Origin of the sequence: Mycobacterium sp. DL, from assembly GCF_039729195.1 — a bacterium.
In the GTDB taxonomy this organism is placed as follows: domain Bacteria; phylum Actinomycetota; class Actinomycetes; order Mycobacteriales; family Mycobacteriaceae; genus Mycobacterium; species Mycobacterium hippocampi_A.
Genome location: NZ_CP155796.1, coordinates 394,173 through 419,169 on the forward strand (window position 1 = coordinate 394,173; position 24,997 = coordinate 419,169).

Sequence of the window (24,997 nt, forward strand, 5' to 3'; positions counted from 1 at the left end):
GCGTGCCGCTGTTCTGGGCACGCGGCGCTCATCGCGTCCCGCCGAGACCTTCGTCGTCGACGCCGCGCCAGAAGTCCGTGTCGTACTGAGTATCAGGGATCGCAATACGCTCGCCGACGTGGTGGTGTCCGCTGACGCCACGGGCGAGTTCGAGCTCTTCTGCGTCGATGTCGAGTCTGTCGATGTCGTTGAGGATGCGTTCGGCGTCGTTCACGATGCGACGGGTAGCTGGGCTATCCCCGTATCGCGACGCAAGCGACGTCACGCACCGCCGAAGGTTTCCGATGAGATCGTGAAGTTCGGCGAGTTCGGTGGTACTGGACAAGTGACCTCCTTGGGCTGAAGGGTGTCATGGATCACATTACGCAATCGATGCTAGTCACAACACCAATGAGAGGGTGAGACAGGTCACGTTCACGAGTGGAGGAAACGAATGTCTGACGACGACTTGAAGGGCCGTGCCGACGCGCTGCTGGCGCTGCACCGGCCCGGCGATCCGGTGATCCTGCCGACGGTGTGGGACGCGTGGTCCGCGCGGATGGCGGTTGCGGCCGGCTTCGCCGCACTCACCGTGGGCAGCCATCCGGTGGCCGACTCGGTCGGCAAGCCGGACAACGAGGGTATGACGTTCGACGATCTGATCACCCGGGTCGCACAGATCACCGCGGCGGTGGACGTGCCGATCTCGGTGGACATCGAGTCCGGGTACGCCGAGACGCCGGGGCGGCTGATCGAAGGACTGCTGTCCGTGGGCGCGGTCGGCCTCAACATCGAGGACACCGTGCACAGCGACGGCGGGCGGCTCCGCTCGTCCGCCGAGCATGCCGAACTCGTCGGCGGGTTGCGGTCGGCGGCCGACAGCGCCGGCGTGCACGTCGTGGTCAACGCCCGCACCGATCTGTTCCTGCGCCAGGACGGGGACGAAGCGGACCGCGTCGATCGGGCGATCGCCCGGCTCATCGAGGCCGCCGATGCCGGTGCCGACGTGCTGTACCCGGTCGGCCGCCACGATGCGGGCACCCTGAAACGCCTGTCCGACGAACTGCCGCTGCCGATCAACGCCATCGCGCTCCCGGATCAGGACGACCCCGCGTCGTTCGGCCCGCTCGGTGTCGGCCGGATCAGCTTCGGCCCGTTCTTCCAGGCGGCGTTGGCGGCGCGGGGCAAGGAGATTCTGGCGCGCTGGGCGTGACCGCGCGTCAGCGGTGAACGTCGCCGACGGTCACGTCGATCGCGACGTCGTGATCGTCGAAGCGGCCGACGACGTCCTCGACGATCGCCGCTGCGAGGGCGCGTACCCGCGCCGCGACCTCGCCGAGGTCGGCGCCGAAGCGGCCGCTCACCTCGATGCTCACGATGCGGAGGACATCCTCGTCGAGGGTGACGTCGATGCCGGACAGGGCGAGGTCGGTGTCCTCACCGAGTGCCCTGGCGATCGCCGCGCGCAGGGCCAGATCGCTGACCTGCAGCCGGCCCGGTGCGGATCCGGGGTCCGGATCGACGACCGTGATCGGCCAGCCGCCGCGAGGGGTGGCCCGCACGGCCGCGATCACCCGGTCCTGGACGGCTGACCAGCCGGGTTCGGGTGCCGCGCGCAGCACTCGGGACGCGCGGTTGACCACGTCGTAGTCGCCTATCGCCATCGTTGCAGCCTTTGTTGCAGTGTTGCGCGGGCTCGGTGGTGGTGTCCGCGCGCGCCGTCGGGGCTCAGGCTCAGGATCGTCGCGATCTGCGGGAAGGTCAATTCCTCCACCTCCCGCAGGGTCCACACAGCGCGCTGTCGAGGTGGCAGTTCGGTCAGCGCGTTCTCCAATGCGCCGAGGAACTCGGTGTTGGACGCCGCGGCGAAAGGATCGGACATCTTCGACGGGTCGGCCGGGTCGAGCAGGCGGTCGTCGAGCGGCACGGCGCGTTTGATGCGGTGCGAGTCGACGACCTTGCGCGCGCAGATCGCGAACAGCCAGGTTCGCGGACTGCTGTCGCCGCGGAAACGGTCGATCTGCCGCCACGCGGCCACGAAGGTCTCCTGCACGATGTCCTGAACTGCCGCGTCGTCGCGGGTCATCCGTCGCGCGTAGCGGTGAAGAGCAGGACCGTGGCGTCGGATGAGGGTTTCGAAGGCCACCCGGTCACCGGCGGCGGCCGCGGCGGCGAGCGCTCGATCGTCCACATCGGCAGGCTCGCTGTGCTCGTCGTGGGCCAGCATTCCCGATCGTTCCTCTCGGACCTGCGCCGGGCAGCGGCGCCCGCCACCGCGAGCCTAGCGCCACCCGGACCGCCGGTACCGGGTGTGGGCAGCAACACACTGCTTGCCGCGTTCGGTTTCGGGGGACTCCACCGACCAACTGGTGTGACAAGCCAAAAAGGAGCAGAAATGAGCAACACGCAAGCAACGGCACCGCAGACACCGTCGACGTCGGCGGTGGCGACCCATGAAGGCCCGCTGGCCACCAGCCACGGCAAGACGACGATCGCCGACACCGTGGTCTCGAAGATCGCCGGGCTGTCCGCGCGCGAGGTCAACGGGGTGCACGCTCTCGGTGGCAGCGCCAGCCGGGCAGTGGGAGCGCTGCGGGAGCGCATTCCGGGTGCGACGGTCAACCACGCCCAGGGCGTGTCGGTCGAGGTGGGCGAGAAGCAGGCCGCCATCGACATCGACATCGTCGCCGAGTACGGGGTGTCCATCGCGGACCTGGCGTCCGGCATCCGCCGCAACGTGATCGCGTCCATCGAGCGGATGACCGGTCTCGAGGTGGTCGAGGTGGACATCACCGTCCATGACGTCTACGTCGCCGACGAGGAGTCCGACGACGACACCGACAGCCGGCCCGCCAGGGTCGAGTAGTGACCGACGCAGAACCCGCCGACACCGTCGCGGCCATCGTCCGCGCGGTGCCCGGTGTGGCCGAACTGCACTCCGGGATGTTCGGTGAGGTGGGTACCTATCTACCGGGACGCAGGGTCCCCGGCATCCGTATCGGTGACCAGGGCGTCGACGTCCACATCACCGTGTGGCAGGGCGTGGCCGTGCGCGACACCGCGGCCGCGGTGCGAGCGGCGGTCGCGGCGAGCCGTCCCGGGGTCCCGGTCAACGTCACCGTCGAGGACGTCACACCGCAGCCCGACGGGCAGTGAGCGGTCAGACGGTGGCAGGCGAACGCGACGACCCGCTCCGGCGCAGCGCCCGGCGCACGGCGATCCGCCGGCATCACCCCGATGCCGGCGGATCCGCCGAGGACTTGATCGCTGCGCTCGCCGCCGCCGAACGCGCCACCACTGGATCGATCGAGGTGGTGCGGACCCGGCGCTCACACCTGCGCCGGATCAGGCTCAGGTTGGGTCGGCGGATTCGTCGCCGACGTTTTGTGACATTGCACGACAACACAATTCACGACAGCACCACAACTAATGGAGGATAGACATGACCACTGCAACCGCCGGCCTGTTGGCCGGACTGCTGCTGGGCGTTGCCGCGGCCGCCGGCGGGTTCACCGGATTCCTGCTGGCACTCGTGCTCGGCGCCATCGGCTACATCATCGGCGGCCACCGCGACGGTGAGTTCGATGCCACGAGCATCCTGCGAGGCCGGGGCCGTGGCTGACGAGGAGATCGCCGATGACGCGGGCTCCCGCGGAAGCCTGACGATCCGGGACAAAGCGGTGGAGCGGGTGGCCTTCGCCTCGGCTCTGGAGGCCGACGGCGTGGTGCGCTACAGCCACGGGATCGGGAAACTCACGGGCCGCGAGCTACCCCGCGCCGACGTCGTCGTCTCGGGCGACCATGTCCGAGCCAGCGTTGATGTCGCCGTCGAGTGGGGCAAGCCGCTGTCCGGCACCGCCGCCGAGGTGCGCCGCCGGGTGACCCATGGTCTGTCTGAACTCAGCGGCCTGACCGTCGACGGCGTCGATGTACACGTCCACAGCGTGGTTCCGCCCAATGAGGGCCGGGCACAGGGCATTTCACAGAGGACTTTGTTATGAGCACAGCAATGGACGTGACAGCCATGGAGACGACCGATGCGCCTTCGGTGCGCCCCGGCGCTCAGCCGTTGGCTCCCGCCGGAGCCAGCTACGCGGGCGCTGCGCTGGCTGTCATCGTGATCGCGCTGGGCGGCCTGGGAATCCGGGAGGCATTGGTCGCCGCAGGCTGGATCGGCGGACAGCGTTGGGTTGCCGACGCCGTCGGCGCGGTCGACGGTGCTGCGCCCGCCTCGTGGATGACCACTGCAGGTGTGGCCGTCGCTGTGCTGGGTGCGGTCCTGGTGCTGCTTGCGGTCAAGCCCCGTCGTCGTCGAGCGGTTGCGGTCGAATCGCAGACCGCGATCTACATCGACCTGAGCGACGTCGCCAGGATCGCCACCGCCGCAGCCGAATCGGTGGCCGGTGTCACCTCCGCCCGCAGCACCGCGACGCGGAAGAAGGTCACCGTCCGGTGCAGCGTGACCGGGTTCAGCGACTCGACGCTCGCCGAGAAAGTCGACAACGCCGTCAGCGCGGAGCTGGCGGGACTGCGTAACACGCCGCGCCTCAAGGTGCGGTTGGCGAAAGGAGGACGGTCATGACACGGGGAACCGTTGCGGTGGACCGAATCCTGGTCTTCCTGGCAGGTCTGGCCTTGATCGCGGCGGGGGTGGCCGCCTTCATGTGGTCCCGTGGCGACCTCGCCGCCGCACAACCGCTGCAGGTGGTGGCACCGGTGGGCGACGTGGAGTCGTCATGGTGGCCCTGGTCGGTCGGCGGCATCGGCCTGGTGCTGGTGCTCATGGGGTTGTGGTGGCTTTCGGCCCACCGGCGGACACCGCGGGTGCGCACCATCACCCTCGCCGATGACGGGCCGGACGAGGGCGCGCTGAGCGCCGACGCCGCATCGGTGGCCTCGGCCGCCGCCTCCGCACTCGCCCAGAATGCTCTGGTGCACAAGGCAAGTGCGCGGTCGAGTGTCGAAAAGGGCGAACCGACGATCACTCTCACCGCACACATCCCGCCGAGGCGCGCATTGCGTGCGGTCGGTGACGCCGCCGACGAGGTGGCCACGACCGCGGCGGCGATGCTGGGTGACGCGGTGGCCATCCGGACCAGGATCCGGGTGGACGGTCGCGGCCGATCCACCGCTGTGGTGTAGCACGGGCGCGGAGCTCACAGCCGGAAGTCGAGCGCGGTGAGCACACCGTGATGGGCGCTTCACACGAGGCGACATGGAGGCAATACGGACTCCCTAGCCTTCGGGCATGGCGTTGACATCGCACGTCGTGGTCGTCGGCCACGGCATGGTCGGTCACCGGTTCGTCGAGGCGCTGCGCTCACGCGACACCGAGGGGACCTGGCGGGTGACCGTGCTCGCAGAGGAGGCCGACGCGGCGTACGACCGCGTCGGCCTGACCGGCTACACCGAACACTGGGACCGGACCCGGCTGGCCCTGCCGGGCAACGACTATTCCGGTGACTCCCTGGTCGACGTCCGGCTCGGCGGCCGTGTCGCGGAGCTCGACCCGGCGGCCAAAGCGGTCACCACGTCCGACGGCACGCGGATCGACTACGACGCACTGGTGCTCGCGACGGGTTCGTACGCGTTCGTGCCGCCCGTGCCCGGGCGCGACCTGCCGTCCTGCCATGTGTACCGCACTCTCGATGACCTCGACGCGATCCGCGCCGACGCCGCGCGGGTGTGCCGGTCCAGTGCGACGCCGGTCGGCGTCGTGATCGGCGGCGGCCTGCTCGGCTTGGAGGCCGCCAACGCGCTGCGCGCCTTCGGCCTGCAACCGCACGTCGTCGAGATGGCGCCCCGGCTGATGGCGCAGCAACTCGACGAAGCGGGCGGCGCTCTGCTGGGCAGAATGGTCACCGAATTGGGCATCACCGTTCACGCCGGAGTCGGCACCGAGTCGATTCAGCCGGCCCAGCGCAATCGGCCGCTGCGACGGTCGGCCGACGACGACTCGATGCGGGTGACGTTGAGTGACGGCTCGTTCATCGACGCCGGACTCGTGGTCTTCGCTGCAGGCGTGCGCCCACGCGACGAGCTGGCCCGTGAGGCCGGCCTCGAGCTCGCTGACCGCGGCGGCGTACTGACCGACCGATCCTGCACCACAAGCGATTCCAGCGTCTACGCGATCGGGGAGGTCGCTGCGATCGACGGTCGGTGCTACGGCCTGGTGGGCCCCGGATACACCAGCGCCGAGGTCGTCGCGGACCGCCTACTGGGCGGGCAGGCCGAGTTCGGTGAGGCCGACATGTCCACCAAGCTCAAGTTGCTCGGTGTCGACGTCGCCAGCTTCGGCGACGCGATGGGTGCCACGGCGGAGTGCCTCGAGGTCGTCGTCAACGACGCCGTCAACCAGACCTACGCCAAGCTGGTGCTCTCCGACGACGCCAAGACGCTGCTCGGCGGCATCCTGGTCGGCGACGCCACGTCGTACGGGGTGTTGCGGCCGATGGTCGGAGAGTTGTTGCCCGGCGATCCGCTGGCACTGATCGCCCCGGCGGGGTCCGAGGGTGGCGGCTCCGGGCTCGGCGTCGGCGCGTTGCCTGCGGGCGCGCAGATCTGCTCCTGCAACAACGTCACGAAGGGCGACCTGACCGAGGCCATCGGCTCGGGCTGCTGCGACGTCGCCGAACTGAAGAAGTGCACGCTGGCCGGCACGTCGTGTGGCTCATGTGTGCCCCTGCTCAAGCAACTGCTCGAGGCCGAAGGAGTGGAACAGTCCAAGGCGCTGTGTGAACACTTCGGCCAGTCCCGGGCCGAGCTGTTCGAGATCGTCAGCGCGACCGACATCCGGACGTTCTCGGCGCTGATCGAGCGGTTCGGCACCGGCAGGGGCTGCGACATCTGCAAGCCGGTGGTGGCGTCGATCCTGGCGTCGACCAGTTCGGAGCACATCCTCGACGGCGAGCAGGCCTCCCTGCAGGACTCCAACGACCACTTCCTGGCCAACATCCAGAAGAACGGCAGCTACTCCATCGTGCCGCGGGTTCCTGGCGGTGACATCACGCCCGAACACCTCATCCTGATCGGTGAGATCGCCCGCGATTTCGACCTGTACACGAAGATCACCGGCGGTCAGCGCATCGACATGTTCGGCGCCAGGGTCGACCAATTGCCCGACATCTGGCGTCGGCTGGTCGACGGCGGGATGGAATCCGGGCACGCCTACGGCAAGGCGCTGCGCACCGTGAAGAGTTGTGTCGGCAGCGACTGGTGCCGCTACGGGCAACAGGATTCGGTGCAGATGGCCATCAACCTCGAGCTGCGTTACCGCGGGCTGCGGGCACCGCACAAGATCAAGATGGGGGTCTCCGGATGCGCCCGCGAATGCGCCGAGGCCCGCGGTAAGGATGTCGGGGTCATCGCGACCGAAACCGGCTGGAACCTGTATGTCGGCGGCAACGGCGGAGCGACGCCGCGGCACGCGGAACTGCTGGCCGGCGATCTCGACGACGACACCCTGGTGCGCTACATCGACCGGTTCCTGATGTTCTACGTCCGCACCGCAGATCGCCTGCAGCGCACCGCGCCCTGGGTGGAAGAACGGGGACTCGAGCACCTGCGCGAGGTGGTGTGCGACGACTCCCTGGGTCTGGCCGACGAGTTCGAGGCGGCGATCGCCCGGCATGTCGAGAACTACGCCTGCGAGTGGAAGGGCGTGCTCGAGGATCCGGACAAGCTGTCGAGGTTCGTGTCGTTCGTCAACGCGCCGGACATCCCCGATCCCACAGTCGAGTTCACGGAGCGGTCGGGCCGCAAGGTGCCGATCGGCATGCCGAAGGTCGGAGGGTAGCCCGCGATGACGCTGCTCGACGACATCCAGGTGTGGACCACTGCGTGCACCCTCGACTTCCTGCAGCCGTGCCGCGGAGTGGGGGTGCTGCTGCCCGGGGGCGTACAGGCCGCGCTGTTCCGACTCGACGACGGAACCCTGCACGCGATCGGCAACATCGACCCGTTCTCCGGGGCCGCGGTGATGTCGCGGGGCATCGTCGGCGACCGCGGCGGTCGGGCCACGGTGCAGTCGCCGCTGAAGAAGCAGGCTTTCGCCCTCGACGACGGCACCTGTCTCGACAACCCCGAGGTCTCGCTGCCCGTCTACGCGACGCGGATCACCCCCGACGGCGACGTGCAAATCGGCTCCTGACTGCCGCCGCGGAATAGCATTCCTGGCTGCGCTGCCAGCCTCAACCACGACCCGGAATGCTATTCCGCGGTCGAGAATTAGGGACTTTTGGCCCCTGACGGCAGCCGGGTGTGCCGAATACCGTCGTGGCCATGACCTACGTGATCGGTAGTGCGTGCGTGGACATCGTCGACAAGTCCTGCATGCAGGAATGCCCGGCCGACTGCATCTACGAGGGCGATCGGGCGATGTACATCAACCCCAACGAGTGCGTGGACTGCGGTGCCTGCCGCATCGCGTGCCGGGTGGACGCCATCTACTACGACGCCGACCTGCCCGATGAGGAGGCGCAGTTCCTCGAGGACAACGCCGCCTTCTTCACGCTGACGCTTCCGGGTCGTGATGCGCCATTGGGAGACCCGGGCGGCGCGCTGAAGGTGGGACGCGTCGGCGCCGACACCCCGCTGGTCGCGGCACTACCGCCGTCGACGACCCAACACCCCTAACCCTTCGCCGAAACTGTATTCCATGCGCGAAATGTCGCCTGAAGCCCGCGTGGAATACCGTTTCGGCGGGTGATGGCGCCGGGCACCCCGGCGCGGACGAATCGGTTGGTGATCAATCGCGCGACCCGGGGATGGGTGCCCAACGGGTCCGTGACCAGATCGGCGCCGCTGTCGCGCAATCGATCCTGGAACAGCCCCTCGGACAACAGGTATGACGCCACCACAACTCGGCCGCCCCGCGCGCGTGCCGCCGCGACCGCGTCGGCCACCCGCGGCTCACCGGTGGCGGCGAACGCCAGCTCGACCCGCGACCCGACCATCGCCGACAGCCAGGTCGCCGTCGTGTGCAGATCGCGCATCGCCGCCGGATCCGATGTCCCGGCGGCCGCGAGGATCACCGAATCGCCGGGGCGCCAGCCACATTCGATCAATCGATCGACGAGCACCCGGATCAGCTCAGGATCGGGACCCAGAGCCCGGGTGACGGTGACGTCGCGATGGCCACTGGCCTGCACGTGAGCCGGGATGTCGCTGGTGACGTGGTAGCCGTGGGCCAGAAAGGCCGGCACCAGCACGGTCGGCCGGTCCAGGGTCGCGGCGAGCAGCTCGCCGGGCGTCGGACCCAGGACGTCGACGAACGCGACGTGCACCGGTTGGTCCACCGCGTCGGAGACCGTCGCGGCGAGGTCGCCGATCAGGGACACCCCGCTCTGCTTGCGGGTGCCGTGCGCCACCAGCAGCAGGCTCATGACGCCTGGGCCTCGTCAACGGGGAGCCGGTAGCCGCGTTTGACCACTGTCGCCACCATCTTCTTGTCGCCCAACGCGGTTCGCAGCCGCAGCACCGCAGTCTCGACCGCGTGTGTGTCGGTGCCGCTGCCCGGCAGCGCCCGCAACAGGTCGGTACGCGACACCACCGCCCCGGGGTGCTGTGCCAGCGCCCGGATCGTCGCCATCGCCGCCGGCGACAGTGTCCTCACCGCGCCGTCGACCAGGACACACGTGCCGCGGATCTCCAGCAGGTGACCGGCAACCCGGATCGTGCGCGCCTGGAGCAGTGGCAGTTCGTCGGTGATGTGACGGGCCAGCGCGCCCAGTCGCATGCGCTCCGGTGCGGAGGTCGGCACCCCGACCCGCACCAGCGGGCGCGCGGTCACCGGACCCACACACATCGCGTGCACAGTGGTGCGAAGCGCCGCGAGCACCTCTGCCTCGATGCCCATCTCCGTGGCCCTCATCAGCACCGAGGCCACCGCGGGTGCCGAGGTGAAACTGACCGCGTCGAACTTCTGCTCGGCGATCCCGGCCACCAGTTGGTCGAACTCGCCGTTGCGTGGCGCCGAATGCCAGCGGTACACCCGGATCGGCACCACTTCTGCTCCGGCAGCCCGCAATTCGTCGAGGAACTCGGGGAACGGGTCCCAATCCGCGGTGGCTCCGTGCAGTTGCACGGCGATTCGCGCTCCGGCGATGCCGCCCTCGCGCAGGTAGTGCAGCACCTCGCGGGAGGACTCCGACTCCGGGGACCACTCCTCGGGTAGGCCTCCGGCACGCAGCGCGCCGGTGGCTTTCGGGCCGCGGGACACGATGCGGGCTTTGCTCAGCGCCGCGGTGAGCTCGGTGGCCAGGCCCCATCCGTCGGCGGCCGCGATCCAGCCGCGGAAGCCGATGCCGGTGGTGGCGACGACGATGTCCGGTGGAGAGTCGATCAGCGCCTGGGTGCGCTGGCGCAGCTCGTTGTCATCGGGCAGGGGCACCATCTCGATCGCCGCCGCGGCGGTGACGGTCGCGCCACGACGCTTCAGCAGCGCGCCCAGTTCCTCGGCGCGCCGCGCTGATGTCACCGCGACCCTGAATCCGGTGAGCGGCGACCAGTCCGGCTCACTCATGAGCTCTGTCTATTCAGGTCGTGTTTCGGCGCGATTAAGCAGCTGTTGCAACGGCATGTCACCCCCGCTCAGACGATGAACTTCCGCTCACCGCATCTGTGTTCTCGCTGTGAGCTCACCAGACGTCGCCGTCGCGCCAGTCGCATGCGATCGGGGCGCCCGGGTCGAGCGTCACGGCTGCCGGCAGTTCGGCGGGCAGCACCAGCAGCGACCCGTCGTCGTCGGGTGTGCGGGTGCGGCCATCCGGTGCCAGCACCGACGTCGGCCCCTCCCAGGGCAGCCATCCCCTGGCCGCGTACAGCGGCCTACCCAGGTCGCTCGCGCTGAGCGCACCGAGGTGGTAGCCGCCGCGAATGACCTGCTCGGCGGCATCCATCAGCGCCGCCCCGAGACCCTGACCGCGGTGGTCTTCGCGCACCGCGACGCCCTCGACGTAACCGCACCGCAGCGCGGTGTCGCCGTACAGAAGCCGACGCTGCACGACCGCCGCGTGCCCGATCAGGGCGCCACGCTGGCAGATCACCGCGTGCATTCCGCCGAGCGTGTGCTCCCAGTCGGCGTCGGTGAACGTGCCGTCGAACGCGTCGATGACCATCAATCGGGCATGTTCGCGAGTTTCGTCGTCGAGATCGGAGGTGTGGACGAGGCGGGCACGCACCCTTCCGGTCTACCAGCGCGGGCCGCGCCGCGGTACCTCCGGGTCAGTCCTCGAACGGCCGTCGGGGCCGCGACCAGTGCAACCGCACCGTCTGGCCGGGGCGGGCCTGGGCGAGCTCGTCGATGTCGTCGTCGACCACCACGCCGATCACCGGATAGCCCCCGGTCACCGGGTGGTCGGGGCCCAGGATGACCGGGAAACCGTTCGGTGGAACCTGGATGGCGCCGCGGGTCGCGCCCTCGCTGGGCAGTTGCCGGTCCGGCTGGCGGTACTCCAGCGGCATGCCCACGAGTCGGATGCCGACCCGGTCGCTGCGGTTGGTGACCTGCCAGTTGGTGCGCACCAGGATGTCCGGGTCGACGAACCAGTCGTCCCGCGGTCCGGGCACCACCATGAGCTCGAGCACGTCGTCGGCGATGGCGGCCACCGGCGCCTGGTCGAGTTCGGGGAAGTCGTCGGTGTGCTCGCCGACCGGCAGCACATCACCTACCCGCAGCGGCAGTGGACCGATCGCGGACATCACGTCGTAGCTGCGCGACCCCAGCACCGGTGCCACGTCGAAGCCGCCGCGTACCGCCAGATACGAGCGCAGCCCGGAATGCGGTGCCCCGAGGGAGATCACCTCGCCGTCCTGTGCGTGGTGAATGCTGTTGGTGCCGAACGGAACCCCGTCGACGGCGGGGTCGGTGTCGGCACCGGTGACCGCGATCGCCACGCCGTCCTTGCCGCCGCCGTGCACCCGTGCGGTGAACCCGCCGAGCGTCACCTCCACCGTCGCCACGTCACCCGGATTGGCGACAAGCCGGTTCGCCAGCGTGTGTGCGCGTCGGTCGGCCGCCCCGGAGCGCGTGACACCCATGTGTGACAGCCCCGGTCGACCGAGATCCTCGAGCAGGGCCAACGGGCCGGTCTGCAGGATCTCCAGCGTCACGGCGCTCATCAGCGCACCGCCTGGAACTGCACCCACATACCGGGGGTCAGCAGCGCGGGGTTGTCCCGGTCGACGTCCCACAGCACCGCCGAGGTGCGCCCGATCAGCTGCCAGCCGCCGGGCGATTCTCGGGGGTAGACGCCGCTGAACTCGCCGGCGAGCCCGACCGCTCCGACGGGCACCTTGGTGCGCGGGTCCGACCTCCGGGGGACGACGAGACGCTCGTCACCGCCCACCAGGTAGCCGAATCCCGGTGCAAAGCCACTGAATCCGACGCGCCAGGGACGTCCGGTGTGCCCCGCGACGACCTCGTCGGCGCTCAGTCCGGTCAGCCGGGCCACCTCGTCGAGATCCTCACCGTCATAGACGACGTCGATGACCACGTCGGCCTGACCGTCGGCAGGTGCGGCTGATTCGGCGATCGCGTCGCGGCTGGGCCTGACCTGGGCGATCCGCTGCCGTGTCGGTGCCAGATACCGGGACTCCGCCAGCTTCACCAGGACCGTGCGCGCGGCGGGGACGATGTCCACCACGCCGGGCAATTCCGCCGCCCGCAGGGCATCGGTCCACGCCAGAACCTCAGCGGTGCTGTCGAACTCCAGAAGCAGGGCGCGGTCACCGTAGTCCAGGATGCTGCTCGCGCCGTCGGTGCGCATCGTCGCCGTCACATTCGATGTCAGGCTCATGGAACCAAAGCTACCGCTGAGTAGCTTTACCGGCCATCGATCGCCGGAACCTCTTCGATCCTTGCCAGAGCAGCCTTAATGCCTGCTCACACTGCGGGCTGATAGGTCGGTTCCCGGCGCTTGATGTAGGCGATCACGCGGTAGGTGATCGGCAGCAGCGCGACCTCGATGACGGTTTTGTACAGCCAGCCCTGGGCGGTGTAGGTGACGAAGTCGCCGAAACTGGTGATGCCGATGACGCTGGCAGCGATCGCGCAGAACACGATGGTGTCGCCGAGTTGCCCGATGAAGGTCGACCCGACCAGGCGCGCCCACAGGTGCTTCTCCTTGGTGCGTTCCTTGATCAGCACCAGCGACCACGCATTGAGGGTCTGCCCGACGATGAAGCCGGCAAGCCCGGCGATGATCAGACCGGTGTAGGAGTGCGCGATGTTCTCGAAATGCTCCTGGTTTTCGTAGAAGTCCGCGGCTGGAAGATAGATCGTCACCCAGAGCGCAAGGGCGGCAAGGATGTTCATCGCGAAGCCGGTGAAGATGGCCCGGCGGGCGGCCTTGAATCCGTACACCTCGGAGAGCACGTCGCCGATCACGTAGGTCAGCGGGAAGACGATGAAGCCGCCGTCGGTGATGATCGGCCCGAATTCGACGCCTTTGGTCGCGGTCAGGTTGGAGACGATCACCAGCGCAGTGAAGACGGCGACGAGCACCGGATAGTAGGCCGACCCGACGCGGGCGAAAGCGGCGTGGGTGTCGGGGTCGGTGGTCTCGCTTGTCACCGGGACATTAGATCAGCCCAGCGCCGCAGCGATCATCTGCGGCAACCTCTCGGCAACCACCGGGTAGGACAGCGTCGAGGCGTAGGCGATCGCCCCGGCGAGTTCCTTGCCGGTGAAGACGTGGCGCTGCTCGGCGGTCGCGGACAGACCGGCGATCGTGGGGTCGGCCAGCAGAGCGGCCTGTTCCTCGTCGCTCTCGGTGGTCCAGATGATGACGTCGGCGGAGTCGAGGACCGCGGCCATGTCGTCGCGCGGGATCAACTCCTGGTCGGGTGCCATGACGGTCAGTCCCATCTGGGTGAGGAACTCATGCCGCCAGTCAGGGCCCTGAACCTGCACGCTGTCCCGGAACAGGGTGCCCTCGAGCAGCAGCACCGTCTTGTCGGCGAACTGCGGGTTGGCCTCCTTGACCGCGGCGAACTGCGCGTCGACGTCGGCGATGAGCGTCTGCATGTCGTCGTGGCGGAACACCGCCTGGCCGATGGCCGTGGCCTGGTCTCGCCACGGTTCGAAGAACGCGTTACGCCCGGACTGCGCGATCGTGGGTGCGACGGCCGACAGTCGCGTGTAGGTGTCCTGGTCGAGGCCGGCATCGGTGGCCACGATCAGGTCGGGCCGCAACCCGGCGATCTGGTCGATCGGCACCCCGTCGGTCAGGTAGAGCACCACTGGTTGGGCGTCGCCCAGGCGGGGGAACGCCCACGGCCAGACGCCGAACGGTTCGGCGCCGAACCAGTCGGTCACCGCGATCGGGACGACGCCGAGGGCCAGCAGGTCGTCGGCATCGGTCAAGCCGGCACTGACGACCCGTGTCGGCGGGGCGGGGACCCGAGTCTCGCCGAATACGTGGGTGACGGTCACCGACCCGTCGTCTGCGACGGTGCCGGGCTCGTCGGATCCGCAGCCGGCCACCAGCAGTGCTACCGCGGCAGTCATCGTCAGAAGTTGGCGCCACGACGCCATCAAGGGCATGTCGCGAGCTTAGTTATCGGAAAGCGCTGCCGCCGCGTCGGCGGTCTTCGCTCCTTACGGAACGGGGATCGGAACCATGCCTGCCGGCGGCCACACCGGCGGGGGCGCGGGTGCCGGGGCTGCGGGTGCACCGGGGGGCGGTGCGGGGGAGACGACACCGGGCGGGAGCTCTCCCGGTGGCAGCATCGGCATCTGCCGCACGCCCATCGCCTCGGCCATCGCTGGGTCCATCTGCGACGGGTAGAGCGTGTCGTAGAGCTCTTGGGTACCGCGCATGTTCCACAGTTCCCGCAGGAAGCTCATCTGGCCGGTGTTGTTGAAGTCGCCGTTCGGGACGGGAGCAATGTAGGGCGCGGTTCCGGGCGGGGGCGGAGGTGCCGGCGCCGGGCCTGGGATTGCGCCACCCTCTGCGACGGGGGTGTAGGTGAAGACCTGGTTGGGCGCGGGCGCGGGACCGGGTGCGCCGGGCACCGGTGCGGCGACACCCGGGGCGGGCGGCAGCGCGGGATCGACGGGTGCGGGTTGCGCACCGGCCTGGCCGGCGAGGGCCAGAGCGCCTCCGGCCACAAACGCGCCGATGACGATGGTCTTGATACGGGACGTGGCGGCCATAGTACGAAGGCTATCGGGTTGAGCGCACAGGCGTTACTTTTCGGGCTCAGCTCAGCGCCAGGCCGATGCCCAGCGCGATCATCATCGCCGCGATCAGCCCGTCGAGAATGCGCCACGTCCTGGGGGTTGCGAAGAACCGGCTGAGCTTCTTGGCGCCGAACCCCAACCCGGTGAACCACATCGCACTCGCGGCGACCGCGCCGACGCCGAAGAGCCAGCGGCCGTCCTGGTGCTCGTTGGCCAGCGCGCCCAGCAGGATGACGGTGTCGAGGTAGACGTGCGGGTTGAGGAAAGTCAGAGCCAGGCAGGTGGCCAGGACGCCGCCCAGTCGGGCGGGCGCTGCGTCGGATGGTGTCAGGGTCCCGGGCTTCATCGCGCGCCGGGCGGCGAGCAGGCCGTAGCCGACCAGGAAGATGACGCCACCGACCTTCGCCACGGTGACGACATCGGGGTGCGCCGCGATGAGTGCGCCGAAGCCGGCGATCCCGACGAAGATCAACACCAGGTCGGACACCGTGCACAGGGCGACAACGGGCATGACGTGTTCGCCGCGGATGCCTTGGCGCAGCACGAAGGCGTTCTGCGCGCCGATGGCCGCGATGAGTGCCATCGTGGTGGCGAAGCCGGTCAGCACGACGAGGTAGGCGGTGTTCACGTCAGCAACGCTAAGGATGGCCGACGGAACAGTACAGCTAATTATTCTTGCTGTGGTTAAGAAAATTTAATGCAGTCGTCACTACCGCTCAGGGCTGCCTTGCGTGGCCACCGCGCTGAACTCAATTGGCTGCTCAGTTCATCGTCTCAGCTTCTGCGTGCAGTCCATTGGTAGAAGGCGGACGACTCGGACGGTTGAGTGCTGTACCGCGGCGAAGATAGGAGGTTTGGGCTTTTACGATCAGCGACGATTTCGTTGCTGGCGGTCGGTTACCGACTCGGCAAAGGTGCAGGCTTGCAGCGAGGTACAGGACGGAGACATGACCGTTCGTCGGTACAGTCGATCGGTCGGTGGCGGTGCAGAGCTGGGGTCAATCTGTTTTGTTGCCTGGCGCAACTTGTCGCACTGTCGAGGGCGGTCAGATCGTCGCTGAGCCCGATATTGTCCTCGCCGCGGTCGGCAGACCCGAACTGTTCGAGGGGAATTACATTTCGGTGAGCATCACGGTTGCCTCTCGGAGCCTTCCACTTCGTTATGGCCGAGGGTCTCCACGAACCGAGGCCCCACCTTTTGCAGCTCATCGCAGTACCCATCGGCCCAGTCGCCGAACGGCCTGTGAGCGAGATACTCGTTGCGGAATCGGTCGTCCTCAGATACCTCAGTGGCACAAAAGTCGGGGATCGTGAGATCGACCACCGGGGCGTTGCGCTCGACCTCGGCTAACAGCAGGGGCGCGTTGCGGCCCAGGAACCGATCGACGATCCAGCCGTCCTCGCCCAGCCAAACGGAGTACCGCACCTTGGTGACGACATGCTCGGAGCGGGAGACGATCTGACCGGCGACCGTCGGGTCGAGTTCGCGTTCGGCTTCGTAGCGCGTCCCGCCGACGGCCGGCCCTTTGGCCGTCATGGTTCCAATCGCGTCGGCGTCCACTCCGCCGAGTGCGCTGACGAGATCTGGGAGTGAAGCGTCCAGTTCGATGGGAGCAGGGCCCTGCAGGCGGACGCGAACCGCATAGCCGTCTGCGGCGAACAGGTAGGCCTGCACGATCAGCGCGGGCCGCGGATCGAACGCGGTGACGGCGGGTACGTCGCGGACGTAGAACTTTCGCTCGAACTCGAAATCACCGGAGTTGGACTCAGACACATTCCGACGTTAGCCCCCGGGTGCATCATTGGTCCGCAGGCCGGGCGGTATCCGCCGTGGTGGCGCAGGCTGCGACGCCCAACCCAGCCCTGGCACACGTAGGTCTGAGTGGTCATCGTGAGCACGTCGCAGCGGAAGATGATGTGTCCGAGGACAGGTCGGCGGCGGCACCGAGGATTCGCGCCTCGACCGCGCCGTCCTGCTCCGCGGATGGGCGCCCCCGGCATGGCCGCCGCACACCGGTCATCGGAGCTCTCCATGGAATTGTCAGGCCACGGACGATCAGCTGCCGGCGGAATCAAGGAAGGTCACCATGGGCTCACAGCGAAGGTCAATCGCGGCGTCCGGTTCGTGCTCGCGACGACTACGAGGAAGTCATCGGTAGTAGTTCTCAGGTGAATCGATCAGGGTGCCGTTGGTGATGAAAACATTTACGGTGCAGCAGGTCTCGCCGTCGGGAACGATGGCGCGGTGGTCAACGGCTGGGCCGCGGTGATCCTGACTGCAATGACACTGCTCATCACCTGACCTTCTATCACCATCACCTGCGCCGAGACCCGCCGATCGACGCGCTGAGCCAGCTGCTGCACCGGCTCGTGCGGTAACTGCAGCACAGAGAGGTTCGGCGGCACAGCCACCTTGGGTCCGACGCGGTGCCCCGGTCGTACTCCGCTTCGGCCGCGACTCGTCATGGGCGTGCGGGACGCGACGCGCAAAGTCGCCAACGTCGAGCGCAACCCAAGCCGAGTGTCATGCTCGAAGACGGCTCGAGCATGGCAGACATCCGTGGAGTGATGATCCAAGGTCACGCCCGCATCGTTCGCGAACAAGACGACGGTATTTGCAGCTAGCGGCGGCTGTGGGACATGCGGTCCTGCCGCGGGTGTGTAGCGGTACGGCCAACTATGATCAGTTAGCTTTGTCGCTCGTGGTAACCGCCTGGTCCGAGTTCCGTCGGGCTGGGAAGGCCGACCTGCGGCCAACCAGTGCCACGAAAAAGGCGACGAGAGCGAGCGCGATCATGACGGTGGGCAATCCGAGTCCGTCGTCGACAGTGATCAACACCGCCCCGGCGACACCACCGGCGAAGATGGCGGTGTTGAATGCCACTCCGACAAGTGAATTGGCGACGTCGGCGTTCTCGCCGCTCGACTCGGCCATCGCTGTCTGTAGCTGTGTGGCCGCGCCTCCGAATGCCACGCCCCAGAGCACGATGGCGGTCAACACGGCCACCAACGATTGGTGCGCGACCGCGAAGATGACACCGGCGACGACGAACGAAGCGATGCTGGTCAGAACCAACATCCGGAGTGCGCGGTCGATCAGCAGACCCGTGGCCCACACGCCGGCGATGGCGGCGACACCGAAGGTGACCAGAGCCATCTGAGTTGTGAGTCCGACATCGGCGAACCTCAGATAGGAAGCGATGTAGGTGTAGAAGGTGTTGTGCGCCAACATCCACGCGAAGATCACCACCAGGATCAGCGCCACGCCGGGCAGGGTGAAAACCTTCATCACGGGCATCTGCGACGTGGCGCGCTGACCAGCAGCGTCTGGCACCCACACCACGGTGAGGATGACCGCGGCGAGCGCGATGGCCGCGAGCACCACGAACGAGTATCGCCAACCCCATGTCGATCCGATCCACGACCCCAGCGGCGTACCGAAAGCCAGGCCTGCCGGGACTCCAATCGATGCGATCGCCAACGCGCGTCCGGCGTGCTCGGGCGGGCTGATTCGCCGGGCGTAACCCGCAAGGATGCCCCACAGCAGACCCGAGCATGCGCCGGCGAACAATCTCACCCCGAGCGACAGCAGGATGTCCGGGGATATCGCGGTCACGACATTGGCGGCAAAGATTCCGAGCATGCCGAAAACAGCAAGGGGTTTGCGCCTCAGTCCGCGAGTCGCGGCGGTGGTCGGAATCGCTGCTATCACGGTGCCCAATGCGTACGCGCTGACCAGCTGCCCCGCGGTGGCTTCAGCGATGTTCATGCCCGCGGCGATCTGCGGAAGAAGCCCGGCCGGCATGGTTTCCGACGCGATGAGGACGAACCCCATCAGCGCCAGGATCAGCAGAGCGCCCGACGGTAGGCGGGCGTTGTCCTGTTCGGGCGCAATCGTATCGGTGGCAGTTGAGTTGATCATCAGACTCCGGGTCGGGTCGCGCGGTGCCGTCTTGTTAGTTCGGCACGGCGATGGCTGTCGGTCTTATTCAAGCCGTGGCCGATGTCGGATGGGAGTGCTGGGTTTTACATGTACTGACAGGGAACCCTTTTGGCGAACGGGACGACACGAGCGCGCCCTGGCCGGATGGCCTATCAGGGTTTGATGAGAACCTTCAGGCTCTTACGATCAGCCATGTCCCGGTATCCGGCAGGGACGCCATCTATTCCGATGGTGGTGTCGAAGACCTTGCCCGGGTCGATGGTGCCATCGAGGATGTCGGGTAGCAGCTCTTCGATGTAGGCGCGGGCCGGTGCGGGCCCTCCGGCCAGTCGGATGTTGCGTCCGAAGAGACTGGCGAATCCCACTGGCGCGTCCTCGTATTGGGGGACTCCGACGCGGCTGATCACCCCGCCGGCTCGGACGATCCCGACGGCCTGTTCGTAGGCGGGCATGTGCCCGACGGCCTCGAGGACGACGTGGACACCGTCACCCCCGGTCAGTTCGCGGACCTCAGCGATGCCTTCGTCGCCCCGAGCGGAAACAATGTCGGTGGCGCCGTACTCGCCTCCGAGATCTGTGCGCTGCTTGTGGCGGCCCATGAGGATTATCTGCTCGGCCCCGAGGCGTTTGGCCGAAAGCACTGCCTTCAGGCCCACCGCGCCGTCGCCGATCACTGCGACGCGGGTGCGTTCGTTGACGCCACCCATGGCAGCGGCGTGGTAGCCGGTGCCCGGACAAAGCGAGGAGCGACGGCATGAGCGCCGAGTCCGCCGCGACCGGCAACTTGACCAGCGTGCCGTCAGCCAGGGGAACGCGGATCGCCTCGGCCTGTGCGCCTTCGTCGGAGATGTTGTCCCAGAAGGTAGCGGCCGGATCGCTGCAGGCCGTCTGCAGGCCCTCGCGGCAGAACTGACAGGTATTGTCCGACACCGAGAACGGCGAGACGACGAGGTCGCCCTTCTTGACAGTACTCACCTCAGCGCCGGTGTCCTCGACCACGCCGATGAATTCATGGCCCATCCGAGCGGGACCGTTGCCGGGGTCCATTGACGAGTAGGGGTGCAGGTCGCTGCCGCAGATGCAGGACGCGGTGATACGCACCAGTGCATCGGTGGGCTGCTTCAGCGCCGAATCGGTGACATTCTCGATCCGGACGTCGCCGGCGCCGTACATGAGGGTCGCGCGCATGATCATTTCCTTTCAGATGGCCGACCGCGCTTGTTTCAGCGTGGTTGGGTCGCGAAGACGTCCTTGAAGACAGGTAGCGCGGAGAACACGGTCGGCCATCCCGCGTAGAAAGCCAAGTGGGTGATGATCTCCGACAGTTCGGCCGCAGTGACGCCGTTGTCCAAGGCGCACGCGAATTGTGCTGCCATGTCGATAGATTGGTTGCGGGCGATCAGTGCGGCCACGGCGACGACCCTGCGGTCACCGACCGAGAGGCCGGGCTGCTGGCACAGTTCGCCCGGTGGCCCACACCGAGGCCGACGTCATCGCCGCAGCCACGAGAATCCACTTGGGCATTTTCATCGGTCGAGATCCTGTTCTAATTCTGGTACTGCTCGTCGGAGACATGCTCAAGCCAATCGACGGCACTTCCGTCGACCTGTTCCTGGACGGCAATGTGGGTCAATACTGAGGATTCCGTGGCGCCGTGCCAGTGCTTCACACCCGCCGGCGTCCACACCACGTCGCCCGGACGGAGCTGCTGCTTGGGCTGTCCCCACTCCTGAACCAAGCCGGTGCCGGCCGTGACGATCAAGGTCTGGCCGGCGGGATGGGTGTGCCACGCACTGCGCGCGCTCGGGCTGAACGTCACCTCCGCCGCACTGCTGTTGCGTCCGTCGACGGTGCCGAAGAGGGGCTTGACGCTGACCTGCCCGGTGAACGTCTCGACAGGCCCGGGCGTCGCTGGGCGGGTCTCCTCGCGTGAGATGTCCATGCGCTCCCCGTCGGCTCCAGCAGAGCCCGCGCCGAACACGCTCAGCGGCAGCGCCGCTGCAACGAGCGCGGCTGTCGTCAATGATTGCCTCATCATCTTTCTCCTTCGTCGTGGGTCATCGTCGTGGAGCCTGCAGCTCTACTGAATGAGCTCGATTCTCGCGTCGAAATCGGCGGACTGATCGGCGACGGCCTGCATGTCCCCGTCGAAGTGGCCGATGCGCATGATGCCGTTCCAGTAGCCGACATCGCCGTAGTACAGCACCAGGTTGCCGCTGGGTGCCCAATAGCCCAGATCGCCGATCTGTGGGTCATCGCCCGACGGCATGCCGTCCGCCGACAGTTTGCGGGGCAGCGGCGCACCCTTCTCCAGACCGTGCAGATCACTGAAACTCAGTGTCATCGGCAGCTGCGACGCGAAATCTCGGGCGGTGGCGTTGTCGAAGAGGCGTCCCCTCAGCTCGGTGTCACCGATGGCGACCCGAAATTGCGGTGCAGTGTCGGGTGCGGCACTTATCGGCGCCGCCGATCTTTCTGCTGTGCCGGTATCAGCCGCTGTGGCAGAGGGGGTCTCGTCGCGTTCCGCTTGACCACCGCACGATGTCAACACCATTGCGCTACATGCGACGTGAACGATCGCGGCGGTGCGCAGGACGGTCGGCCATCGGCCTTGATGCCGAGCCGGCAGTCTCATGTCAACCTCCGGATTTCTTCGACGTCGGTAGCGCCGGGCAACTTCTCGGTGGTCCATGACGCAAGCAGATCAAGCGCGTGCGCAGTCGGCGAGGCGGGTTCGGCGACATAAAGTGTCAGCGTCAGCCCCGGATCGGAGATCATGTCGACGCTTTCGTAGAACAACTCCAGGTCGCCGACGACGTCGTGGTGGAACGACTTGGCTCCCGCGCCGTGAGTGCGGACGTCGTGTGCGCCCCAACGGCGCCGGAAATCCTCGCTGCGGGTCGACAATTCGCCCACCAGATCCTGAAGCTGGCCGTCGTGCGGATCACGGCCCGCCTCGGTGCGCAGGATGGCCACGCAGATGTCGGCGGCCTCGTCCCAGTGCGGGTAGAAGCGACGCGAATCCTCGTGCAGGAAGGTGAAACGCGCGAAGTTCGGGGGACTGGCGGGATCGCTGTCGTACAACGACGAGTGCATACCGCGGCCGAGATGATTGACCGCCAGCAGGTCCATCCGTCCGTTGCGGACGATGGCTGGAGCTGTGAACTTGTCCAGAGCCCACTGCAAACTCGGACGCGGGGTCCATCGCTTGGCCGGGCGCCGTCGTGGGCGCATGCCCGCGCTGGTGCCGTCGGCGGCGTGCGCCAGGTGAAACAGATGGGCCCGTTCGGCGTCGTCGAGTTGTAGCGCGCGGGCGATGGCATCGAGGATGGACGCCGAAACACCGGCGAGGCTGCCGCGTTCGAGCTTGCTGTAGTACTCGATGCTGACGCCGGCAAGTGAGGCGACCTCCCCGCGGCGCAGTCCCGGGACTCGGCGATTGCCGAACTCGGGTAAGCCCGCCTGCTGCGGCGTGATCTTCGCCCGCCGCGACATCAGGAACTCGCGGACCTCGGCTCGGTTGTTCATATCGACCACGGTACGAGGGCATTCGCCGGTATGGGATGCACTGTCGGTACACCCTTCCTCAGGCACTCCCAGTCCATCGAGCGACCGTGTTTCCTGAATTTCATGGCGACGGCTATGGCAGCCGGTCCTTCCGTACGAACCACTCAGGAGAACTTGAATGAACATGGCACTGGAGACCAGCAATCGACCGGCAGGCAACCGCCGTCGCGCACTGATGAAAGTGGCCGGCAGCGCGGTCGCGCTGGGTGTACTGGCCACCGCGGCGTGTGCGCCTGCGGAACGCAACACCGCAACGTCGTCGCCGTCGCCGACTCAACCAGCGACCAGCCTCCCCGCCGGGGACACGTCCAACGGTGCCGACAACTTCTACACCAGTGATCAGGTCACCGTGGAGAAGGTGACGTTCAAAAACCAGTACCGAATGAACGTGACCGGAAATCTGTTCGTGCCCAACGACATGGACCGCAACACGACGAATCCGGCGATGGTCGTCGGACACCCGATGGGAGCGGTCAAGGAGCAGAGCGCGAACCTCTACGCCACCAAGCTCGCCGAGCGGGGCTTCGTCACGCTGTCCCTGGATCTGTCGTACTGGGGTGAGAGTGAAGGTGAGCCCCGCAACCTGGTGGCCCCCGACGTCTACACCGAGGACTTCAGTGCCGCCGTCGATTACCTGCGCACCCAGTCTTTCGTCGATCCTGAACGTATCGGTGCGCTCGGCGTCTGCGGCAGCGGAAGTTTTGTCATCAGTGCCGCCAAGATCGACCCGCGGATCAAGGCCGTGGCCACCGTGAGCATGTACGACATGGGCGGCGTCAACCGCAATGGCCTACGCGGCTCGATGACCCCCGAACAGCGACAGCACGCCCTCGCTCAGGCAGCTGAGCAGCGCGATGTCGAATTCGCCGGCGGTGAAATCGAATACATCGGCGGCACACCGTTTGAGCTCACCGAACAGTCGACGCCGATCGACCGCGAATTCTACGATTTCTACCGCACCGCCCGCGGCAACAGCCTTGGCACCAGCACTCAGCCGACTCTGAGCAGCAACGTGCGATTCATGAACTTCTACCCGTTCGAAGACATCGAGACGATCTCCCCGCGGCCGATGCTGTTCATCACCGGCGATCAGGCCCACTCCCGCGAGTTCAGCGACCAGGCCTACCAACTCGCCGCCGAACCCAAGCAACTGGTGACGATCCCCGGCGCGGGCCACGTCGACCTCTACGACAGGGTCGACCTCATCCCGTTCGACACGCTTGCCACCTTCTTCCAGAACAGCTTGAACCCGCAGGGGTGACCGCCGTGTCGGAACCGACCGGCTGAGCAGAACGCAAGGAGTGTCATCCCGCCGCAGGCCACACTGCGGTCATCAGAGGCCCACCATTGCCATGCCGGTGGGGTTGTACCGGTCACCCTGCACTCCGACCCGTGCGGCCAGAGCGTCGAGATCGGCGACGTCGTCAGCCGAGAGCGCGACCTGTGTGGCACCCGCGTTCTCGTCGATACGCCCACGTCGGCGGGTGCCGGGGATGGGTACGATCCATGGCTGCTGGGCCAGCAGCCACGCGAGCGCGATCTGGCCCGGGCTGGTGCCCTTGGCCTCGGCGAGGGTGCGCACGTGGTTGACCAGCGTTTCGTTGGCGCCGATGTTGTCGGCGGCGAAGCGCGGAATGGTCGTCCGAACGTCACCCGCGGCGAATTCGGTTGCGTTCGAGACTGTTCCGGTGAGGAATCCCTTGCCGAGCGGACTGAACGGCACGAATCCGATTCCGAGCTGCGCGCACGTGGGTAACACCTCAGGCTCGGGATCGCGGGTCCACAACGAGTACTCGCTCTGCACCGCACTGACGGGGTGCACGGCGTGTGCGCGGCGGATGGTCGCGGCCCCGGCTTCAGAGAGCCCGAAATGCCGGACTTTCCCCGCCTGCACGAGTTCGGCGACCGTGCCGGCGACGTCTTCGATCGGTACGTTCGGGTCGACCCGGTGCTGGTAGAACAGGTCGATCACGTCGGTCCGCAGCCGCTTCAACGATGCATCGGCCACCCGCCTGATCTGCTCGGGGCGCGAGTCGGTACCCACCATCTTGCCGTCGGCGATGTTCCAGCCGAACTTGGTGGCGATCACCACCCGGTCGCGCAGCGGCGCCAATGCCTCACCGACGAGTTCCTCGTTGACGTAAGGCCCATAGACCTCCGCGGTGTCGAAGAACGTGACGCCGGCCTCGTCGACCGCGTAACGCAGCACGCCGATCATGTCGTCGCGGTCGCCGGGGTTGGGGCCGTAGCTCTGCGACATCCCCATGGCGCCGAGTCCGATGGCCGAGACCTCCAGTCCCTGGCCCAGTGTGCGGGTATGCATG

General features: G+C 67.3%; 31 protein-coding genes and 2 pseudogenes. 12 read left to right on the forward strand and 21 right to left on the reverse strand.

Features of this window, described 5'->3' with window-relative positions; translation table 11 throughout:
• Positions 1-28 precede the first annotated feature (28 nt).
• Positions 29-325, reverse strand: a complete 297-nt coding sequence (locus tag ABDC78_RS01830) for a hypothetical protein (RefSeq protein ID WP_178356769.1) — start codon at positions 323-325, stop codon at positions 29-31.
• Between the two features lie 108 nt (positions 326-433).
• On the opposite strand from ABDC78_RS01830, the gene ABDC78_RS01835 reads away from it, so the two are divergent.
• Complete coding sequence (locus tag ABDC78_RS01835; protein ID WP_178356768.1) at positions 434-1,192, forward strand: isocitrate lyase/phosphoenolpyruvate mutase family protein; 759 nt, start codon at positions 434-436, stop codon at positions 1,190-1,192.
• A 7-nt stretch (positions 1,193-1,199) separates the two neighbouring features.
• On the opposite strand, the gene ABDC78_RS01840 is transcribed toward ABDC78_RS01835, so the two are convergent.
• Both ABDC78_RS01840 and ABDC78_RS01845 read right to left on the reverse strand, forming a co-directional pair.
• The gene (locus ABDC78_RS01840) at positions 1,200-1,643 is read right to left on the reverse strand and encodes a hypothetical protein (protein WP_178356767.1); all 444 of its coding nucleotides are present in this window, start codon (positions 1,641-1,643) and stop codon (positions 1,200-1,202) included.
• Positions 1,634-2,206 (reverse strand): sigma-70 family RNA polymerase sigma factor, encoded by a 573-nt coding sequence (locus ABDC78_RS01845; protein ID WP_178356766.1) that lies wholly within the window; start codon positions 2,204-2,206, stop codon positions 1,634-1,636. Before ABDC78_RS01845 ends, ABDC78_RS01840 begins: the two co-directional genes overlap by 10 nt.
• Positions 2,207-2,374: 168 nt before the next feature.
• On the opposite strand from ABDC78_RS01845, the gene ABDC78_RS01850 reads away from it, so the two are divergent.
• The 10 genes from ABDC78_RS01850 (at position 2,375) to fdxA (ending at position 8,613) form a co-directional block, all read left to right on the forward strand.
• Positions 2,375-2,845, forward strand: coding sequence for an Asp23/Gls24 family envelope stress response protein (locus ABDC78_RS01850; protein ID WP_178356765.1), 471 nt, complete (start codon positions 2,375-2,377; stop codon positions 2,843-2,845).
• Positions 2,845-3,135 carry a hypothetical protein gene (locus ABDC78_RS01855; RefSeq protein ID WP_178356764.1) on the forward strand — a complete coding sequence of 97 codons (291 nt, stop codon included), beginning with the start codon at positions 2,845-2,847 and terminating at the stop codon, positions 3,133-3,135. Before ABDC78_RS01850 ends, ABDC78_RS01855 begins: the two co-directional genes overlap by 1 nt.
• Positions 3,136-3,146: 11 nt before the next feature.
• Positions 3,147-3,419, forward strand: coding sequence for a hypothetical protein (locus ABDC78_RS01860; RefSeq protein WP_178356763.1), 273 nt, complete (start codon positions 3,147-3,149; stop codon positions 3,417-3,419).
• A 2-nt stretch (positions 3,420-3,421) separates the two neighbouring features.
• Positions 3,422-3,601 carry a hypothetical protein gene (locus tag ABDC78_RS01865; protein ID WP_178356762.1) on the forward strand — a complete coding sequence of 60 codons (180 nt, stop codon included), beginning with the start codon at positions 3,422-3,424 and terminating at the stop codon, positions 3,599-3,601.
• Complete coding sequence (locus ABDC78_RS01870; RefSeq protein WP_178356761.1) at positions 3,564-3,980, forward strand: Asp23/Gls24 family envelope stress response protein; 417 nt, start codon at positions 3,564-3,566, stop codon at positions 3,978-3,980. The genes ABDC78_RS01865 and ABDC78_RS01870 overlap by 38 nt, the downstream gene beginning before the upstream one ends.
• Positions 3,977-4,561 (forward strand): DUF6286 domain-containing protein, encoded by a 585-nt coding sequence (locus ABDC78_RS01875; RefSeq protein WP_178356760.1) that lies wholly within the window; start codon positions 3,977-3,979, stop codon positions 4,559-4,561. Before ABDC78_RS01870 ends, ABDC78_RS01875 begins: the two co-directional genes overlap by 4 nt.
• Positions 4,558-5,121, forward strand: coding sequence for a hypothetical protein (locus tag ABDC78_RS01880; RefSeq protein ID WP_178356759.1), 564 nt, complete (start codon positions 4,558-4,560; stop codon positions 5,119-5,121). The genes ABDC78_RS01875 and ABDC78_RS01880 overlap by 4 nt, the downstream gene beginning before the upstream one ends.
• 106 nt (positions 5,122-5,227) lie before the next feature.
• Entirely contained in the window at positions 5,228-7,774 is a 2,547-nt protein-coding gene (gene nirB, locus ABDC78_RS01885) for a nitrite reductase large subunit NirB (protein WP_178356758.1), read from the forward strand.
• A gap of 6 nt (positions 7,775-7,780) precedes the next feature.
• On the forward strand, positions 7,781-8,128 hold the full coding sequence (nirD, locus tag ABDC78_RS01890; protein WP_178356757.1) for a nitrite reductase small subunit NirD: 348 nt from the start codon (positions 7,781-7,783) through the stop codon (positions 8,126-8,128).
• 131 nt (positions 8,129-8,259) lie between these two features.
• Positions 8,260-8,613 (forward strand): ferredoxin, encoded by a 354-nt coding sequence (gene fdxA / locus ABDC78_RS01895; RefSeq protein WP_178356756.1) that lies wholly within the window; start codon positions 8,260-8,262, stop codon positions 8,611-8,613.
• Here the strand turns inward: fdxA and ABDC78_RS01900 are convergent.
• From ABDC78_RS01900 to ABDC78_RS01980, 17 genes and pseudogenes are all read right to left on the reverse strand, one after another.
• Positions 8,610-9,362: a sirohydrochlorin chelatase gene (locus ABDC78_RS01900; RefSeq protein WP_178356755.1), complete on the reverse strand. Its 753-nt coding sequence runs from the start codon at positions 9,360-9,362 to the stop codon at positions 8,610-8,612. The two genes, fdxA and ABDC78_RS01900, sit on opposite strands and share 4 nt — an antisense overlap.
• Positions 9,359-10,501: a uroporphyrinogen-III synthase gene (locus tag ABDC78_RS01905; protein WP_178356754.1), complete on the reverse strand. Its 1,143-nt coding sequence runs from the start codon at positions 10,499-10,501 to the stop codon at positions 9,359-9,361. Before ABDC78_RS01905 ends, ABDC78_RS01900 begins: the two co-directional genes overlap by 4 nt.
• Positions 10,502-10,616: 115 nt before the next feature.
• A complete protein-coding gene (locus tag ABDC78_RS01910) occupies positions 10,617-11,159 on the reverse strand; it encodes a GNAT family N-acetyltransferase (RefSeq protein WP_347133298.1) in 543 nt (180 codons plus the stop codon).
• A 43-nt stretch (positions 11,160-11,202) separates the two neighbouring features.
• A complete protein-coding gene (locus ABDC78_RS01915) occupies positions 11,203-12,099 on the reverse strand; it encodes a 5-oxoprolinase/urea amidolyase family protein (protein ID WP_178356753.1) in 897 nt (298 codons plus the stop codon).
• A complete protein-coding gene (locus tag ABDC78_RS01920; RefSeq protein ID WP_178356752.1) occupies positions 12,099-12,776 on the reverse strand; it encodes an allophanate hydrolase subunit 1 in 678 nt (225 codons plus the stop codon). The genes ABDC78_RS01915 and ABDC78_RS01920 overlap by 1 nt, the downstream gene beginning before the upstream one ends.
• Positions 12,777-12,862: 86 nt before the next feature.
• On the reverse strand, positions 12,863-13,552 hold the full coding sequence (locus ABDC78_RS01925; protein WP_178356751.1) for a queuosine precursor transporter: 690 nt from the start codon (positions 13,550-13,552) through the stop codon (positions 12,863-12,865).
• A 12-nt stretch (positions 13,553-13,564) separates the two neighbouring features.
• Complete coding sequence (locus ABDC78_RS01930) at positions 13,565-14,524, reverse strand: ABC transporter substrate-binding protein (protein ID WP_178356750.1); 960 nt, start codon at positions 14,522-14,524, stop codon at positions 13,565-13,567.
• A 54-nt stretch (positions 14,525-14,578) separates the two neighbouring features.
• The gene (locus tag ABDC78_RS01935; RefSeq protein WP_347133299.1) at positions 14,579-15,136 is read right to left on the reverse strand and encodes a hypothetical protein; all 558 of its coding nucleotides are present in this window, start codon (positions 15,134-15,136) and stop codon (positions 14,579-14,581) included.
• 46 nt (positions 15,137-15,182) lie between these two features.
• Positions 15,183-15,791: an L-lysine exporter gene (lysE, locus tag ABDC78_RS01940; protein WP_347133300.1), complete on the reverse strand. Its 609-nt coding sequence runs from the start codon at positions 15,789-15,791 to the stop codon at positions 15,183-15,185.
• Between the two features lie 501 nt (positions 15,792-16,292).
• On the reverse strand, positions 16,293-16,937 hold the full coding sequence (locus ABDC78_RS01945) for a CYTH domain-containing protein (RefSeq protein WP_178359464.1): 645 nt from the start codon (positions 16,935-16,937) through the stop codon (positions 16,293-16,295).
• 431 nt (positions 16,938-17,368) lie between these two features.
• Positions 17,369-17,584: pseudogene (locus ABDC78_RS01950) on the reverse strand (hypothetical protein); the annotation flags it as partial.
• A 262-nt stretch (positions 17,585-17,846) separates the two neighbouring features.
• Entirely contained in the window at positions 17,847-19,085 is a 1,239-nt protein-coding gene (locus ABDC78_RS01955; RefSeq protein ID WP_178359465.1) for an MFS transporter, read from the reverse strand.
• A gap of 173 nt (positions 19,086-19,258) precedes the next feature.
• Positions 19,259-20,294, reverse strand: a pseudogene (locus ABDC78_RS01960) (alcohol dehydrogenase catalytic domain-containing protein).
• Positions 20,295-20,329: 35 nt separating this feature from the next.
• Positions 20,330-20,518, reverse strand: coding sequence for a carboxymuconolactone decarboxylase family protein (locus tag ABDC78_RS01965; protein ID WP_218620871.1), 189 nt, complete (start codon positions 20,516-20,518; stop codon positions 20,330-20,332).
• Between the two features lie 134 nt (positions 20,519-20,652).
• Positions 20,653-21,141, reverse strand: a complete 489-nt coding sequence (locus tag ABDC78_RS01970) for a cupin domain-containing protein (protein ID WP_218620872.1) — start codon at positions 21,139-21,141, stop codon at positions 20,653-20,655.
• Between the two features lie 45 nt (positions 21,142-21,186).
• The gene (locus tag ABDC78_RS01975; protein ID WP_306172924.1) at positions 21,187-21,798 is read right to left on the reverse strand and encodes a cyclophilin-like fold protein; all 612 of its coding nucleotides are present in this window, start codon (positions 21,796-21,798) and stop codon (positions 21,187-21,189) included.
• Positions 21,738-22,634 (reverse strand): helix-turn-helix transcriptional regulator, encoded by an 897-nt coding sequence (locus ABDC78_RS01980; protein ID WP_178359466.1) that lies wholly within the window; start codon positions 22,632-22,634, stop codon positions 21,738-21,740. Before ABDC78_RS01980 ends, ABDC78_RS01975 begins: the two co-directional genes overlap by 61 nt.
• Before the next feature lie 157 nt (positions 22,635-22,791).
• Between ABDC78_RS01980 and ABDC78_RS01985 the strand changes: the two genes are divergently transcribed.
• Entirely contained in the window at positions 22,792-23,934 is a 1,143-nt protein-coding gene (locus tag ABDC78_RS01985; protein WP_256736131.1) for an alpha/beta hydrolase, read from the forward strand.
• Positions 23,935-24,006: 72 nt separating this feature from the next.
• On the opposite strand, the gene ABDC78_RS01990 is transcribed toward ABDC78_RS01985, so the two are convergent.
• A complete protein-coding gene (locus ABDC78_RS01990; protein WP_178359567.1) occupies positions 24,007-24,996 on the reverse strand; it encodes an aldo/keto reductase in 990 nt (329 codons plus the stop codon).
• Position 24,997 lies beyond the last annotated feature (1 nt).

Coding starts and splice junctions, on each gene's coding strand:
- ABDC78_RS01835 (WP_178356768.1), top strand. CDS start 434: ATGTCTGACGACGACTTGAAGGGCCGTGCCGACGCGCTGCTGGCGCTG.
- ABDC78_RS01840 (WP_178356767.1), bottom strand. CDS start 1,643: ATGGCGATAGGCGACTACGACGTGGTCAACCGCGCGTCCCGAGTGCTG.
- ABDC78_RS01845 (WP_178356766.1), bottom strand. CDS start 2,206: ATGCTGGCCCACGACGAGCACAGCGAGCCTGCCGATGTGGACGATCGA.
- ABDC78_RS01850 (WP_178356765.1), top strand. CDS start 2,375: ATGAGCAACACGCAAGCAACGGCACCGCAGACACCGTCGACGTCGGCG.
- ABDC78_RS01865 (WP_178356762.1), top strand. CDS start 3,422: ATGACCACTGCAACCGCCGGCCTGTTGGCCGGACTGCTGCTGGGCGTT.
- ABDC78_RS01870 (WP_178356761.1), top strand. CDS start 3,564: ATGCCACGAGCATCCTGCGAGGCCGGGGCCGTGGCTGACGAGGAGATC.
- ABDC78_RS01875 (WP_178356760.1), top strand. CDS start 3,977: ATGAGCACAGCAATGGACGTGACAGCCATGGAGACGACCGATGCGCCT.
- ABDC78_RS01880 (WP_178356759.1), top strand. CDS start 4,558: ATGACACGGGGAACCGTTGCGGTGGACCGAATCCTGGTCTTCCTGGCA.
- nirB (WP_178356758.1), top strand. CDS start 5,228: ATGGCGTTGACATCGCACGTCGTGGTCGTCGGCCACGGCATGGTCGGT.
- nirD (WP_178356757.1), top strand. CDS start 7,781: ATGACGCTGCTCGACGACATCCAGGTGTGGACCACTGCGTGCACCCTC.
- fdxA (WP_178356756.1), top strand. CDS start 8,260: ATGACCTACGTGATCGGTAGTGCGTGCGTGGACATCGTCGACAAGTCC.
- ABDC78_RS01900 (WP_178356755.1), bottom strand. CDS start 9,362: ATGAGCCTGCTGCTGGTGGCGCACGGCACCCGCAAGCAGAGCGGGGTG.
- ABDC78_RS01905 (WP_178356754.1), bottom strand. CDS start 10,501: ATGAGTGAGCCGGACTGGTCGCCGCTCACCGGATTCAGGGTCGCGGTG.
- ABDC78_RS01915 (WP_178356753.1), bottom strand. CDS start 12,099: ATGAGCGCCGTGACGCTGGAGATCCTGCAGACCGGCCCGTTGGCCCTG.
- ABDC78_RS01920 (WP_178356752.1), bottom strand. CDS start 12,776: ATGAGCCTGACATCGAATGTGACGGCGACGATGCGCACCGACGGCGCG.
- ABDC78_RS01930 (WP_178356750.1), bottom strand. CDS start 14,524: ATGCCCTTGATGGCGTCGTGGCGCCAACTTCTGACGATGACTGCCGCG.
- ABDC78_RS01935 (WP_347133299.1), bottom strand. CDS start 15,136: ATGGCCGCCACGTCCCGTATCAAGACCATCGTCATCGGCGCGTTTGTG.
- ABDC78_RS01955 (WP_178359465.1), bottom strand. CDS start 19,085: ATGATCAACTCAACTGCCACCGATACGATTGCGCCCGAACAGGACAAC.
- ABDC78_RS01970 (WP_218620872.1), bottom strand. CDS start 21,141: ATGAGGCAATCATTGACGACAGCCGCGCTCGTTGCAGCGGCGCTGCCG.
- ABDC78_RS01975 (WP_306172924.1), bottom strand. CDS start 21,798: ATGGACCACCGAGAAGTTGCCCGGCGCTACCGACGTCGAAGAAATCCG.
- ABDC78_RS01980 (WP_178359466.1), bottom strand. CDS start 22,634: ATGAACAACCGAGCCGAGGTCCGCGAGTTCCTGATGTCGCGGCGGGCG.
- ABDC78_RS01985 (WP_256736131.1), top strand. CDS start 22,792: ATGAACATGGCACTGGAGACCAGCAATCGACCGGCAGGCAACCGCCGT.
- ABDC78_RS01990 (WP_178359567.1), bottom strand. CDS start 24,996: ATGCATACCCGCACACTGGGCCAGGGACTGGAGGTCTCGGCCATCGGA.